General features: G+C 69.8%; 16 protein-coding genes. 7 read left to right on the forward strand and 9 right to left on the reverse strand.

Going from position 1 to position 13,707, the window contains the following annotated elements; all coding sequences use genetic code 11:
• Positions 1 to 203: 203 nt before the first annotated feature.
• A complete protein-coding gene (locus ACFQ9Z_RS16360; RefSeq protein WP_383017200.1) occupies positions 204 to 341 on the reverse strand; it encodes a hypothetical protein in 138 nt (45 codons plus the stop codon).
• Positions 342 to 697: 356 nt separating this feature from the next.
• On the opposite strand from ACFQ9Z_RS16360, the gene ACFQ9Z_RS16365 reads away from it, so the two are divergent.
• Complete coding sequence (locus ACFQ9Z_RS16365; RefSeq protein WP_383017203.1) at positions 698 to 1,135, forward strand: hypothetical protein; 438 nt, start codon at positions 698 to 700, stop codon at positions 1,133 to 1,135.
• 4 nt (positions 1,136 to 1,139) lie between these two features.
• On the opposite strand, the gene istB is transcribed toward ACFQ9Z_RS16365, so the two are convergent.
• The 3 genes from istB to ACFQ9Z_RS16380 all read right to left on the reverse strand — a co-directional run bounded on the left by istB (position 1,140) and on the right by ACFQ9Z_RS16380 (position 4,181).
• Positions 1,140 to 2,021 (reverse strand): IS21-like element helper ATPase IstB, encoded by an 882-nt coding sequence (gene istB, locus ACFQ9Z_RS16370; RefSeq protein ID WP_383017206.1) that lies wholly within the window; start codon positions 2,019 to 2,021, stop codon positions 1,140 to 1,142.
• Positions 2,022 to 2,647: 626 nt separating this feature from the next.
• On the reverse strand, positions 2,648 to 3,343 hold the full coding sequence (locus ACFQ9Z_RS16375) for a hypothetical protein (RefSeq protein WP_383017209.1): 696 nt from the start codon (positions 3,341 to 3,343) through the stop codon (positions 2,648 to 2,650).
• Between the two features lie 421 nt (positions 3,344 to 3,764).
• The gene (locus ACFQ9Z_RS16380) at positions 3,765 to 4,181 is read right to left on the reverse strand and encodes a hypothetical protein (RefSeq protein ID WP_383018473.1); all 417 of its coding nucleotides are present in this window, start codon (positions 4,179 to 4,181) and stop codon (positions 3,765 to 3,767) included.
• Here ACFQ9Z_RS16380 and ACFQ9Z_RS16385 point away from each other — a divergent pair.
• On the forward strand, positions 4,137 to 4,790 hold the full coding sequence (locus ACFQ9Z_RS16385) for a hypothetical protein (protein ID WP_383018423.1): 654 nt from the start codon (positions 4,137 to 4,139) through the stop codon (positions 4,788 to 4,790). The two genes, ACFQ9Z_RS16380 and ACFQ9Z_RS16385, sit on opposite strands and share 45 nt — an antisense overlap.
• Here the strand turns inward: ACFQ9Z_RS16385 and ACFQ9Z_RS16390 are convergent.
• The gene (locus ACFQ9Z_RS16390) at positions 4,705 to 5,121 is read right to left on the reverse strand and encodes a DUF2690 domain-containing protein (RefSeq protein WP_383017212.1); all 417 of its coding nucleotides are present in this window, start codon (positions 5,119 to 5,121) and stop codon (positions 4,705 to 4,707) included. The genes ACFQ9Z_RS16385 and ACFQ9Z_RS16390 overlap by 86 nt on opposite strands.
• A 239-nt stretch (positions 5,122 to 5,360) precedes the next feature.
• Positions 5,361 to 6,359 (reverse strand): peptidoglycan-binding protein, encoded by a 999-nt coding sequence (locus ACFQ9Z_RS16395; protein ID WP_383017215.1) that lies wholly within the window; start codon positions 6,357 to 6,359, stop codon positions 5,361 to 5,363.
• Between the two features lie 474 nt (positions 6,360 to 6,833).
• Between ACFQ9Z_RS16395 and ACFQ9Z_RS16400 the strand changes: the two genes are divergently transcribed.
• The 3 genes from ACFQ9Z_RS16400 (at position 6,834) to ACFQ9Z_RS16410 (ending at position 9,023) form a co-directional block, all read left to right on the forward strand.
• A complete protein-coding gene (locus tag ACFQ9Z_RS16400) occupies positions 6,834 to 7,574 on the forward strand; it encodes a peptidoglycan-binding protein (RefSeq protein ID WP_383017218.1) in 741 nt (246 codons plus the stop codon).
• 35 nt (positions 7,575 to 7,609) lie between these two features.
• Complete coding sequence (locus tag ACFQ9Z_RS16405; RefSeq protein ID WP_383017221.1) at positions 7,610 to 8,515, forward strand: DUF2690 domain-containing protein; 906 nt, start codon at positions 7,610 to 7,612, stop codon at positions 8,513 to 8,515.
• A 94-nt stretch (positions 8,516 to 8,609) separates the two neighbouring features.
• The gene (locus tag ACFQ9Z_RS16410) at positions 8,610 to 9,023 is read left to right on the forward strand and encodes a VOC family protein (RefSeq protein WP_383017224.1); all 414 of its coding nucleotides are present in this window, start codon (positions 8,610 to 8,612) and stop codon (positions 9,021 to 9,023) included.
• Positions 9,024 to 9,055: 32 nt separating this feature from the next.
• Here ACFQ9Z_RS16410 and ACFQ9Z_RS16415 read toward each other — a convergent pair whose 3' ends face one another.
• Positions 9,056 to 9,859: a hypothetical protein gene (locus ACFQ9Z_RS16415; protein WP_383017227.1), complete on the reverse strand. Its 804-nt coding sequence runs from the start codon at positions 9,857 to 9,859 to the stop codon at positions 9,056 to 9,058.
• A 335-nt stretch (positions 9,860 to 10,194) separates the two neighbouring features.
• Here ACFQ9Z_RS16415 and ACFQ9Z_RS16420 point away from each other — a divergent pair, with 335 nt between their 5' ends.
• On the forward strand, positions 10,195 to 11,199 hold the full coding sequence (locus ACFQ9Z_RS16420; protein ID WP_383017230.1) for an ArsR/SmtB family transcription factor: 1,005 nt from the start codon (positions 10,195 to 10,197) through the stop codon (positions 11,197 to 11,199).
• A gap of 67 nt (positions 11,200 to 11,266) precedes the next feature.
• Here ACFQ9Z_RS16420 and ACFQ9Z_RS16425 read toward each other — a convergent pair whose 3' ends face one another.
• On the reverse strand, positions 11,267 to 11,863 hold the full coding sequence (locus ACFQ9Z_RS16425; RefSeq protein WP_383017233.1) for a hypothetical protein: 597 nt from the start codon (positions 11,861 to 11,863) through the stop codon (positions 11,267 to 11,269).
• 110 nt (positions 11,864 to 11,973) lie between these two features.
• Here ACFQ9Z_RS16425 and ACFQ9Z_RS16430 point away from each other — a divergent pair, with 110 nt between their 5' ends.
• On the forward strand, positions 11,974 to 12,792 hold the full coding sequence (locus ACFQ9Z_RS16430; protein WP_383017236.1) for a nucleotidyltransferase domain-containing protein: 819 nt from the start codon (positions 11,974 to 11,976) through the stop codon (positions 12,790 to 12,792).
• A gap of 49 nt (positions 12,793 to 12,841) precedes the next feature.
• Here ACFQ9Z_RS16430 and ACFQ9Z_RS16435 read toward each other — a convergent pair whose 3' ends face one another.
• Positions 12,842 to 13,678 (reverse strand): helix-turn-helix transcriptional regulator, encoded by an 837-nt coding sequence (locus tag ACFQ9Z_RS16435; protein ID WP_383017239.1) that lies wholly within the window; start codon positions 13,676 to 13,678, stop codon positions 12,842 to 12,844.
• Between the last annotated feature and the right edge of the window lie 29 nt (positions 13,679 to 13,707).

Here is a 13,707-nt window from a genome sequence, read left to right on the forward strand (position 1 = left end):
CCGGGACGAGGCCGAGGCCGGGACGAGGCCGGGGCCGGGACGAGGCCGGACCGAGGCCGAGGCCGGGACGAGGCCGAGGCCGGGACGAGGCAGGGGCCGGGCGAGGCAGGGGCCGGGCGAGGCAGGGGCCGGGCGAGGCAGGGGCCGGGACGGACACGCTCCGACACACCCGGGCCGCGACCACGGGCACAGGCCTCACACGGTCAGGACGGCCCGTCGACCTGCTCCGGCACCGGATCGGGAGGAGAAGGCGGCGGGGGAAACAACAGATCCTCGAACGCATCCAACGCGAACATCATGAGCATGAGCACAACCGGGACAAGCAGGGCGAACGCGGCCATGACGCCTCCCTGACGGGAAGGACGCAGCAGTTGCCGATCCACATCCAGAATGGGCCGAACAGGCGAACACCGCACACCCGAAACGAAAACACATAGACCGTTCGAGTGACACCCACACACCCACCCCACACCCCCCACCGCCACACCGACCCCACCCAGGAAGCCGCCCGCGCGAGCACCGGATCCGCACCACACACCCGGAACACCGGCCATGACCGCCACACCCCACACCAAGTGTCAACGCTTCGCGATAAGTGGCCCTCTGGCAGTCTCCGAAAATTGACCCCCGGTTGTGTGAGGCTCCGGTCCAGGTCCGGAGACGTTGATCGTCAGTGGCGGATGCCAGAATCCGTGGCATGCCAGACGCTGACTACTTCTCTGCCGCCGACGATGAGTCCGCCGTTGCCGTGATCGAGGCTGGCGGACCGGTCCGTGCAGGGCTGGACGTGATCTTCCTCAAGGACATCGATCCGGTCGATGCCATAGCCCAGGTCGAAGCAGTGATGACCGGCTGCAGTTATGAAGAGGCAAGCCAGCGCCCAAGGGTGGGACAGCTGCTGTCCTCTGAGGACGTCGACAGCCCGTTCGTCCTGACCGTGTCGGACACGCTGTGCGATGTCCTGGTCTCCGCCTCCGGGGACGACCTTGCGGCCGCGGCCGAGGCTTGGTCTGCGCCCGGAGGGGGCGTCGGACTCGATGCGGCGACGGCAGCGGTGGCCCTGGAGGCCCTGGCCGGCCTGGCCAGACGGGCTCGCGCCGCGGACTTGCGCCTTTACTGCTGGTGGACGCTGTGACGGCTCACTCCCGCCCGGCCCGGTCCTGGGCCAACAGCTCGCGTCGGACCCGGGTCCGGCAGGAGTCACCGGTGAGCGTGAGGACCTCGGCGTGGTGGACCAGGCGGTCGATCATCGCGGCTGCGACGACGTCGTCCGAGAAGGTCTCTCCCCAGCGCCCAAAGGGCAGGTTCGAGGTCACCATCACGGAGCCCTGCTCGTAACGCGAGGCTATGAACTCGAAGAACAGGTTCGCGGCGTCCTGGTCGAACGGGATGCAGCCCACCTCGTCAATAATGATCAACTTGTAGCGGCGGATCTTCTCCAGCTCCGCCTCCAGCCGGCCGGAATGGTGAGCCTCGGCGAGACGGGAGATCCAGTTGCTGGCGGTGCCGAACAGGACCGAGTAGCCCGCGTGGGCGGCCTTGACCCCGAACCCGATGGCCAGGTGTGTCTTCCCGATCCCGGGCGGCCCCAGCAGGACCACGTTCTCCGCCTTCGCGACGAACGTCCCCGTGGCCAGGTGCGCGAGGACGTCACGACGGAGCGAGGGCAGGTGCTCGAGGTTGAAGTCCTCCAGCGTCTTGACCTGCGGGAAGCGGGCGGTGCGGATCCGCATCGCGGTGCCCTTGCTCTCCCGGTCGGCGACCCGTCGCTGCAGCAGCACGGCCAGATACTCCTCGTGAGGCCAACCCCGCCACCACCCGCCAACCGACCCCAGACCACCCAAGAACCACACCCCCGCACCCCGCACCCCGCACCCCGCACCCCGCACCCCGCACCCCGCACCCCGCACCAAAGAAGACAGGCCGCAACTCCGCCCGAGCATCCCCACCAGCCCGAACTCCACGACCACCCCGCCCATCACCCGAGCCACACCGACCACCTCCCCCAGCCGGCCACACATCCCCCAGCACACCCGAAGCCCCCACCAGGACAGCACCAAAATCAGCGCGACAACAAGACCACCCAGAACACAGCCACCCTCACTCACACCCTCCACCAAACAGACACCCACCCCACCCCCTCACCCGCCCCAGACAGGCCCCAACATCCCCACCCGAAAGGAAAGCCACCCCAAAACACCGTCCGGGCGCATACCACCCAGACGAGTTGAACTCGCAGAAGACGAACCCGCAGACGAGACAACCGACAACCACGAAATACCGGCACACCGACAAACCGGCACACCGAGAGATACCGGCACACCGGCATTGGCCACGCGGACACCGGACACCCCGCACTCCGCACTCCGCACTCCGCACTCCGCACCGAAAGCCGCCACCCGGCACCCCGCACCGGACACCGCACCACCAGCACCCAGCACCCAGCACCCAGCACCCAGCACCCAGCACCCGGAAGCCGACACCCGACACCCGACACCCGACACCCGGCAAGCGGCAGCGGCAGCGGCAGCGGCAGCGGCAGCGGCAAAAGACCGTGCGGGACGTGACCGCCCCGCACACCCGTCACACCGGGACCCCGGCCCGATTCCGGCGGGCCGGGGCCTCCACAGTCACGGCGAACCGCGATCTAGTACTCGTCCTCGCCGTGGTGACGCTTGATCACCCGGAAGCTCGCCAGCACACCGTCGTCGACCTCGACACCCTCGACGCAGCCCGGGCGCACACCGTAAGCGGAGCTGTGGCGCCCGACGGTGGCAATGGGCGCGCCGTTGTCGCAGACCGCCCCGCGGAACACCTCCACGGTCTTACGGCTCTCGTTACGGATGTTCAGCGTCTTCGCACCCAGACCGCTGACCACCGTGATGCAGTCACCCGGGTGGGCGAAGTACGACCGCTCGTTGATCTGGATACGGCCCCCCTCCTCCTCACCCCGGCCCTCGTTGTCCTCATCCCGGTCGTTACCCCGGTCATTGCCCCGGCCCTCCTCGCCCCGGCCCTCGTTCCCCTTGCCGTTGCCGTTGCCATTGCCGTTGCCATTGCCGTTGTTGTTGCCGTTGCCGTTACCGTTGTTGTTGTTGCCGTTGCCGTTGTTGTTGTTGCCGTTGCCGTTGTTGTTGTTGCCGTTGCCGTTGCCGTTACCGTAGTTGCCGTTGCCGTTGCCGTTGCCGTTCTGCACATTGCCACCACCGGGAGCAGCGGCAACCACGGCCGGAGCCTCCTGAGGCTCGGAAGCAGACGCAGCCGAGGCATACGTGATACCGGTCGCGGCCAAAGCTGCGGCAGCCGACACAGCAGCCGTGACCACGGTCGAACGAACCTTCATCTCACTATCTCCTGTCGCAGATGCCGACACCTCAGCCGGCCCATGAAGAACGTACCCAAAGCCGGAAAACCGGGCATGTCCAACAACCCACGACAGACCCCCGAACAGGGGATTTTCGACCCCCCACACCCCACCTGACACCACATCACATCAACACCCGAAAAAGCCGATTGACATACTATTAGCCTTTCCGGGTGACATTCCGACACCACCACACCCCCACCACCCCCGCGCGTCGCTCCCCACCCCACCCACCAACCCGTGCTACACACCCCCACCCCCCACCCACGACCCAGCCACAACCCCACCCCAGCCCGGACCCAACCCCCACCCCACCCCCGACCCCACCCACGACCCGACCCCCACCCCGACCCCGACAGCGCACCCCACAGCAGCACCCCCCGACCCCACAGCAATGGCGTCAAGGGGCCCGGGAAAGCAAGTCCGCAAATCGGCGGCCGAGCGCCGTAGCGAGATCGTGGCAGCGGCCGCGCAGGTCGGACTGGAGGAAGGCCTGGAGTGCGTCCTGCGGCAGCGGATCGCCGAGGGCCTCGGAGTCCAGTCGGGGCTCACCCACCACTACTTTCCGGTGGTCGAGGAACTCGTGGCCGAGGCGTTCACGAGTGCCACCACGGCAGAGCTGGAGGGCCTCCTGCCCGAGGCGGCGGCCGAGCCCGAAGGCGGTGGCCCGCTGAGCGCCCTGCAGCGCTTCTTCGCCCTGATCTCGGGCGCCGCGTTCGACAACGTCAGCAAGCTCTGGCTCAACGCGCGGCACCTGTCCCGCTACCGTCCGGTGCTCCGCGACCAGGTCGTCAGCCAGGAACTGCGCTGGTGCCACCGCATCGAACAGGTCATCACGCGTGGCGTGGCGGAGCAGGCGTTCCGCTGCGCGGATCCATGGGCGGCCGCCGTACGCATCCTCGCCGTTGTCGACGGAGCCAGCGCATACATCAACACCAGCGCCGACCAGCGCATGAAACCCTCATCGACCTCGCCCGCACCATCACGGAAGCGGAGCTGGGCCTGCCTGCGGGCCGCCTGCGAGTGCCCTGACGCATTCGGGCGGGGGCGTGGACGGCACGTTCTGATCGACGCCGAGGACGTCGACGCGGAGGGCCGGACGCCTGGTTGGCGGAACGCTGGTGAGTCGCGCGGCCGAGTGCTCCGCCAGGAAGGTCCGCCACCCACCGGAGCACTCGGGCCTGTGGCGGAAGCACTGTCCGTGGCCCTGGAAATGCCGGAGCCGGGCTTTCGTGGGAAAGCCCGGCAGACCGGCGGCCGTCAGACGAAGTGGAGAACGGTCAGCGGTGACCGCGCCAGGGCAGGGCCCGAGACGCGCGGCCCGGGGGCGGCGCCGCCCGTCAGTAGCTGCTGGTGCAGTCGGTGTCGTCGGAGCCCTGGACCTTCCACGTACCGCACGCCCAGGCCTTCACGTCCTTGTCGTTGACCATGACGCTGTAGAAGTGGCCGCTGCCGTACGTCGTGTACTGCTTTCCCTGACTGTTCTTGATCACGATCTTGGAGCCGGACGGGGCGCTGATCCGGAAGCGGCCCCAGGCGGCCCGGCACGAGGGGCTGTAGCGCAGTTCCATGGCCGTGACCGGGCCGGAGCCCTCGGCCACTGTGCGGGCGTCGTTCGCACAGGTCGTGTTGCCGGGGTTCACGCCGTTGCAGGAGGAGCCGAGGCAACTGGTGGCGGCGGAGGCCGCGGGCGCGGCGACCAGGCCGCCGGCCAGCAGCGCTCCGGTGCCCAGGAGGACGGTCGCGAGGTGCTTCATGGGATGCCTTCCTAGTCGGATCGGGTGTCACGAGCCGGCGGCGAGCCTGCCGCCGTGGTGGGCGGTGTCCCGGTGGTCGCTTGGTGTGGCGAGTCGGCCCGCCCCGGGGCGGAACGCACCGGACGCCTGCGGGTGGCAAGCGGCCGCGGGCGGGTTCGCCGCGGCCGGCCCGCCCCCGCCGGCGCGGGGACGGTGCCCGGCCGGCATCCAGGGCGAGCCGGGCTCCCCGCGTGAAGGCATCAGTAGTACGTGATGTCCCAGTGGTTCGCCCAGGACTCGTCGGCGTAGTCGATGAGCGTCTTGCCGCCGGAGGTGACGCGCCACACCCAGGCGCCGTCACCGCGCTTGTGGTGCTTCCTGGAGTGCGCGTGGATGTAGTTGGTGACGCACGAGGTGCGGGCCACGTCGACCTTGTAGCCGTTCCAGTGGCTGTACGTGCCGCCCGCGTGGCCGGTCTCCGTGCCGCCGGTGATGACGATGCGGCAGCCGCTCTTCTGCTTCAGGGCGATGACCCCGTCGATGGTGCGGGCTCGGATGTCCTGCAGGCTGGTGCAGTTCCTGTTGTTGCGGTTGGTGCAGTTGCCCGAGGAGGAACGGGTGATGCCGGCCGCCCTCAGCCGTGCCGCGGCCTGGGCGTCGCTGAGCTTGACACCACCGCCGCCACCGGCGCCGCCGCCCCTCACCAGGGCGGCCCACGTCTGAACGTCGACGATGCCGTCGGCGGTCAGGTGCTTGGCCCTCTGGAAGGCCTTGACCTTCGCCGCGGTGCCCGAACCGAAGACCCCGTCGGCGGTGACGGCGTAGCCGTTGTCGGTGAGCTGGCGCTGCGCGGCCTTGACGCCCACACCCCTGGAGCCGGACTTGACCGTCATGACAAGCTTGGCCCAGGTGTTGGGTCCGACGATGCCGTCGGCGGTCAGGTGCTTCGCCCTTTGGAAGGCCTTCACCTTCGCCGCGGTGCCCGAACCGAAGACCCCGTCGGCGGTGAGCGGGTAGCCTCGGGCGGTCAGCAGCAGCTGGACGGTGGCCACGTCCACACCGCGCTGCCCGGACTTGACGGTCGGCCAGGACGCCTGCACGGCGACGCCGGCGCTGGAGCCTGCCCGCACCGTGTCGGGCAGGGCGGTCGCGGCAGCGGTGGTCGCACCGGCCGCCGTGACGCCGGTTGCCAGGCCCATGGCGAGGAGCATGGACGCGGCCACGCTTCGGCGGGGCCGCCTTCGAGTGGTGGTGAGCATGAGGGTGGTTCCTTTCCTTGATCTGCTGTCAGGTGCGGCCTGAGGAGGCTGCTGTGCGTGGGCCCGGGGCGGAACCGCTGCCGTTGATATGACGACACCCCTGCTCGGGCGCGTCGGCACACGCAGGGATCAAGTCCTTTCACGGCGGGTGTCAGCGCGGCATCCGTCGGCGACCTGCGACGGAAACGAGCATGGCGTCGCCAGGGCCGCACCTCCAGCGCATGGTGGGCTCAGCGACGTCCCGGGATTTCTCAGGTCTGTCACCTGCGCGTTCGCCTGAAGCTGCAAGATCCCGGGAAAGCTCACCGGTCCTCGCCCGTGAGCGAGGAGCGTTCACCCCGGCCTTGTGGCCCCGGGCCTCACCGATGACCGGAACCGACCTGCGCGCAGATGTGCCCATGGGGAAGCCGCGTCGCACCGGTGCCGGTACTGGCCATACTCAGCGGGAGCGGCGGCACCGCGGAAAGGAGCAGAGTGAAGTGGAAGGCACTGCCACCGTCGTTGGATGCGAACGGACGACGGTTCGTCAGCACGCTGCGGCAGTTGAAGGACCACAGCGGGCTGACACTGAAAGCCCTGCAGGCGAAGACCTATTTCAGCGCCTCGTCATGGGCCCGATATCTCAACGGCACGGCCTTTCCTCCGGCGGCGGCAGTCGAGGCTCTGGCCCGGATCACCGACGCGGATGTCGGATCCCTGCTGGCGTTGCGCGATGCCGCGGAGAAGACATGGAACGCGGATGAAGTGAGTACGGCCGCTGCCGGGCACCAGCCGGAGCGGACGAGGAGCGGCCCGGGCGCCGACGGCCCACGCATTCGCGTCCTGGCACTGTCCCTGACCGTGGGAACGCTTCTGTGCTCCACCGCGCTGTCCGTGGCGCTGATCCTGGACACCCATCGCCCCCCGCCCGGCTCCGCGCCGGGATCAGACAACGGTGTCGGCAAGTACGACTGCCACTACACACGGCGCGGCGATCTGCTGTTCGGTGGGAACAGCACCACGTCGTCCCGCCAAGTGATGCTCAACAGCACCGGTCCGGACGTCGCCGAGGTGCAGTGCCTGCTGGTGCGCCACAAGTTGTCCCCGGGCGATGTCGACGGGTACTACGGGCCCCACACCCAAGCCCAGGTCGAACGGCTGCAAGAGCAGGACCACTTACCGGCCGACGGTGTCGTGGGAGAGGACACCTGGCGCCTGCTGCGGCATGTGCAGTGATCAATGACCGGTATGCCGAAACGGGGGTTTCGACGATGAGGAAGTACCCGAAGGGGACGCGGCCGCGCCCGCTGCCCCCCGCTCTTCCGGAGGCCTACGCGCACCTGGTCAACGGGATGCGGGAACTGAAGGACCGCAGCGGACTGACGCTGGCGGAGCTGGCTGACCTGACCAGCATCAGCAAGTCCTCCTGGGAGCGTTACCTGAACGGCAAGCAGTTCCCACCCCGGCACGCCGTCGACGCCCTCTGTCTGACAGTGCGGTCGCCGGACGCCGACATCATGGAACGGTGGGTGCGCGCCGAAGCGGTCTGGAGCGGACGCGAACCGGGACTCACGGCACATGCAGAGCTCTCCCCCGCCGTGACCGGGAACGCGTCAGGGGTGGCCGTGCTCCCGGCACCGGCCCGAACTCCGGGGCCAGAACCGGTTCGGTCACCCGGACGGGTACGCGCCCTCTTGCTGGCCGCCTCCGAGAAGACCACCGAACACTCGGTCGTCACAGTGATCGGCGTGCTCCTCGCCTCAGCCATGATGATCGTTCCAGCCGCGCTCTACCACGCGTCCCACAACACCGCCCGGGCATCCTCGATCCTCCCGCCGATCTGCCGGCTGAAGTCGTGTTCCGGCCGTGACCCCAGGACCACCGCATGCGAGGACCCGAAGACACTGGCGTCCCACACCGCGGCAGACGGGACCCGCCTCGAACTCCGCCTCAGCCCCCGATGCGAGGCCGGCTGGATCCGTGCCCGGCCCACCCACGCCGGCTTCCGCATCGAGATCAGTTCTCCGGGGCAGCGCTCCCGCAGCAACACGGCGACGCGGAAATCCAGCGAGGACTACGTCACCACACCCATGATCTCCGCACCTCAGCCCTCCCGCCTGCACGCCTGCTACTACCCCTCCGCCGACCGGCCCGGCAGAGAGTGCTTCGACGCCTAGCGGTTGCAGACGGCCAGGACCTTGGTGACATGACCTGTTGAGCGCCGGGCGGGCGACCTACGCTGGGGCCCCGTCCGCACTATCAGGGAGAAGCATGACAAGCAGGTTCACCGAGTTGACCGTTGACTGCCACGATCCGGAGCGGCTCGCGACCTTCTGGTGCGAGGTCCTGGACTTCAAGGTGATCGACCGGAGCGTGGGCAAGGTCGAGATCGGCTCTTGGGTGCCGACCGTCGAGGAGGTCCGGGCCCGCCAGATGCCGCCCACCCTGATGTTCATCCGGGTGCCTGAGGGCAAGACCGTCAAGAACCGGCTTCACCTCGACGTCAGCCCGATCGACCGCAGCACAGAGGACGAGGTGACCAGATTGCTCGGTCTCGGCGCCGTCAAGGTGGACGTGGGCCAGGGATCGGACCGGAACTGGGTGGTCATGGCCGACCCCGAGGGCAACGAGTTCGACGTTGTGCGCACCTTGGCACCCCAGGAGGCCGGCGGACGGCCCGCCTAGACGTCTCACCGCCTACCGCGCACGAGCGCCGGCTACCGGCATGCGGGATCGGAAACGGCCGAGACGGTGTACGGCGGTTGCCCAGGCGGCTCATCGAGCTGACTGTTGACCACGTAGAGGCGGCAGTCGTGACGGGCGAGGGTGGTCGGCAGGTCGAACCGGTCACCCGTGACCTGATAGCGCACCCTCCCACTGCGCAGCCCCTTGCTCAGCTCGGCGATGTAGACCCCGGCGGGCGCACCGTAGTTGAGCACCGCATAGAGATACCGACCGTGCAGCAGCATGCCGTCAGCTCCGAACGACGCTCCACCGAGCTGCACCTCCTCAACGGCCTTCGTCTCGGTACTCACCCGCCACACCGCCTCCGTGCCGTTGGACGCCACGAGCAGCGTCCTGCCGGAGCGGTCAGCCGTGATGCCGTTGAGCAGCCAGTACCGCGCCGGGAACTGGGGAGCGGCGCTGCGGATGTCGAACCAGGGCCGCAGCGGGCCCAGGCGACCGGCGCGCAGATCAGCCCGGTGGATCACGGGATTGGCCCAGTCGGTGACGTAGACGGCGTCTTCGGTGATGACGAGATCGTTGAGACTCGCGGCGCCGAGGGGACCGTCGGCGGCGCTACGGCGGGCGATCAGCCGCCCACTTCGATCGTGGACCGTCAGGGTCGAGCCGCCCACGGAGACGATGCGGTGACGGGCGTCGGTGTGCACGCCGAGCGCGCTCGGACGATCGGCGACGCCCTGAGCGGCGAAGGGCCGCAGCTCGGCGTCACCGATGCGTCCCGTGAACAGCCGACCGGTGCCTTTGGAGGTCACGTACATCGTGCCGTCCTGCTCCACCGCGACTCCCTCCGGCAGGATGCCGGGATCCCGCGAAACGACGTAGGAGTCGGGAAGGTCCCGAGCACCCGCGGGGGCTGCCTGGCCGGCCGCCGCGAGCAGCACCGAAGCCCCCAGACAGACCAGGCGTGTCATGACGCGCATCCATCCACCTCCCGAAACGAGTCACGCCGGAACTGCTGCATCAGTCCCTTTGCTGACTACATCTGACGAACCATCGGCGATTGGGCCGGACCGCCAGCCTGCGCCAATCAGGCGTGCTGCCGCGACGTTCCGTGCCATGATTCGATCAGCTTCGAAGGGACAGCCGCGGGACCGGAAAGCCGGGAGGTTCGTTGATCGAGCTCACCGTGGACGCCGCCGGGCTCGCCCGTTCCCGCTTCGCCGTCTCACCGTTGCATGAGGCCGTCGCCACCCTGCTGCCCTGGGGCATGCGCCCGCCCCCCGATGCCGAGGTGTGGGTCGCCCGGGCACGACGTGTGCTGCGCCGGAACCGGGCTCGGCTGCCGCTGTTGTCCGAACTGGCTCTGGACGCGGGTGGGTACGTGCCCGACTTCCTCAGCCCGCATCCAGTCGGGCCCTCCCCCAGCGTCGAGGAGGAGCTGGAGCGGGTTCGACGTACCCCGCCCGAGCGTGTCCTGGGTGAGCTGCGGGTGCTGCGCGACGGGCGACCGCGCAGCGGTCTCGCCGGTTGTGAGCTGCCGCCGGCGGTGCGGCGGGCCATGGCGCGGGGCGGTGCGTACGTGGCAGGACAAGCGGCGAACGAGATGCGGCTCTACTGGGAGCTGGTCTTCGCCCCGCACTGGGAGACCGCCAGGAGCGCTCTCGACGCCGAGGTCGAGCGATGCGCCGGCGTGCTGGCCCGGCAGGGAGCGGCCAGGCTCTTCAACTCCCTGCACCCGGACGTCCGATGGGCCGACGGCACCCTGCTCGTGGAGAGCCGGTTCCAGATCGCGCTGCCCGTGCCCCTGGTGATAGTCGTACCGTCACTCGTCGCGCCCCGGCCCGCCGTGGCCGTGGATCCGACGCGTGACGGAGTCAGGCCCCCGATGCTCGTCCATCCCGTGCGCGACAAAGTCGTCACCGACGCCATCATCCCAGCAGCCCCGTCCACCGAGACGGCCCAGCTGCTCGGCCCCACCCGCGCGGCGCTGCTCGCCGCCCTGGCACAACCGGCCTCCACCGCGCAGCTGGCAGCACGTCACTTCCTCAGCCCCGCGACGGTCTCGTACCACCTCGGCGTACTGCACCGGGCCGGCCTCGTCACCCGCACCCGGTCCGGCCGGTCCACGCTCTACCGCCGCACACCGAACGGATCCCGGCTGGCGGGCGGCCGGTAGGCGGAGCGGAACCCGCTCCGGCTACCGGCCGGAGTGCCTCTGAACGGTGGGCGGGTCGATCGGAAGCTCAGTGCACGAGGCCGTCGCGCAGCAGGCGCCGTGCCACCTCGGTGCGGGCCGCGGCGAGTTCCGTGGTGATCCGCTCGTTTTGGCGGACCCGCGGCACTACCTGAGCCGTGGCGGGCTCGCCGGCGAGCAGGCAGGCTCGGCGCAGATGGGTCGGCGGGTGGGTGGCGTCGGCCTGGTGCCCGCGCCGGGCTCCGGCTCGCCGCTGCCGTTCGTACTCGTGCTCGGGGACGGACGCCGTGTAGGCGGTGAGCAGTCCCCAGAGTTCGTCGGCGCGGGCCTTCGCCTCCCGGGCGGACCTGGACCCGCCGAGGGCGGCGCGGTTGGCTTCGCTGCGCAGCAGGACGGCGAGCGAGTTGCTGATGAGCAGCCGGTCCACGAGGCCCACCGCGGCCTGTGTGGAAGCGGTGCGGGCGGCCAGCCGGTCGGCGAGGTATTCGGCTCGCGTCCCGGCCCGCGAGGTCAGCCGGACGAGCAGCACCAGCAGCCCTCGGACCAGCAGGCGTGGCAGCGCGTAGAGGGCGTTGACGGCCAACTCGAGCGCGGTCGGGTCCGGGATCGGCTGGAGGGTGTGGTGCCACAGGGCCAGGGTCCGCACCGCCGTGCCGACGACGAGGCCGTTGCGGGTGATCGCGCCGCAACCGGCCGAGGGGCGGGCGCCGGGTAAATCGGTCGCGGCCGGTGGTCTGCCTCTGCAGACTGAGGTCCGTGGATCGCTTGGTGGAGATCGCCGATCGGCTGGTAGGGGTCAGCGGCGTCGTCGGTGTCTGTCTGGGAGGTAGCCGGGCGAGGGGCCTGCACAGCCCCGATTCAGACTACGACCTGGGCCTGTACTACCGGCCACCGTTGGATACCGCCGCTCTGCGTCGGTTGGCGGCCGAGCTGACCGGCGGGCCCGTGGAGGTCACCGAGCCGGGCGGCTGGGGGCCGTGGGTGGACGGTGGTGGCTGGCTGACCATCGACGGCCATCGCGTCGACTGGATCTACCGCGACATGGATCGGGTCCACCGCATCTGGCGGCAGTGCCAGGCTGGGCGGTTCGAGATCGGCGCTCAGCCCGGCCACCCTCTGGGGGTGTACTCCCACGCTTATGCCGGTGAAGTCGCCCTGGGACGCGTCCTCGCCGACCCCGACGGCGAGCTTCAGGCCCTGCAGGAGCAGACGCGTCTCTATCCGGAGCCTCTGCGCGAGGCGCTCATCGACAACGCGCGATGGGAGGCACCGTTCATCTTGGCCGGCGCTCGCAAGGGAGCGGCCCGCGGTGACACCTTCTACGTCGCCGGTTGCCTCTTCCGCGCGGTCGGACTCCTCGTGCACGCGCTCCACGCCCATGACAGGTGCTGGGTGCTCAACGAGAAGGGCGCCGTGCGTGCCGCGGGAGACCTCCCTGCCGCCGCCTCCGCGGACTTCGCCCGACGGGCTCACGAGTTGCTCTCCGCGCTCGGTACTACGCCGGACACGCTCGCTGCCGCGCTCGATGAGGCTGACGGGCTGGTCGCCGAAGTATGCAGTGAGCTTGCTGGGTGACCAGCCCCTCCCGCCTCGCCGGCCGCGTAGGCGCTGGAGCCGGGAGCGTTCAGGAGGCAGTCTCGTGGTGCCCGTTCTGCCGGCGCGGCGACGGGTCCTCGCGGAACGCGCCCGGCGTCAGGCCCGTCCGCAGCCGGAAGAACTTGGTGAAGTCGCTGGCGTCGGTGAACCCGAGCCGGTCCGCGACCTCCTTCGCGGTGAGGCCGCTGTGCCGCAGCAGGCGCTTCGCCTCGAGAAGCACCCGGTCGTCGACGTACTGCTTGGCGGTGCGGCCCGTCGCTGCGAGCGTCGCGCGGGTCAGGGTCCGCGGGCTGTAGCCGAGCGCCGCCGCGTAGTCCTCCACACGCCGGGTCACTGCGTGGTCCCGCTCGACGGCCGCGTGGAAGCGGCGGAAGGTCTCCGACATCGGCGCCGGACGAGGCGCCGGGCCACGCGCCTGCGCGAGCCGCACCACCAGCACGGACAGCAGAGCGCGCAGCACGTCCGCGTGCACTGACAGAGGCAGCGAGGCCATCGCCCGGTACTCGTACACGAGGTGGTCGAGCGCCCGCCGCAGGCCCTCCACGGCCGGGCCCTCCGGCGTCGTCGGACGTTGCTCGTACGGCGGATCCATGTGCGCCGCCGTCACCGTGGCCGGCGGCAGGAAGCCCGGCTGGAACAGCACCACCACCCCGTCCGCCGCCACCAGGTCGGGGCCGAACCGCTGCACCTGCCCCGGCCGGATCCACAGCCACGCTCCGGGCCGCAACTCGTGCTCGACGAAGTCCACCCACATCCGCAGCGGCCGTGCGCGAACGGCGATCAACTGGTGGAAGGCCGGCCGCAGCGGCGCATAGGGGTCGTTGCCGTGACGGCGTGAGCGCTCGTAGAGATCTGCGAGTTCCATCACCTCGAGCCCGGCCGCGGCACCCACTG

This window comes from Streptomyces sp. NPDC056580 (genome assembly GCF_042793175.1).
GTDB lineage: Bacteria > Actinomycetota > Actinomycetes > Streptomycetales > Streptomycetaceae > Streptomyces.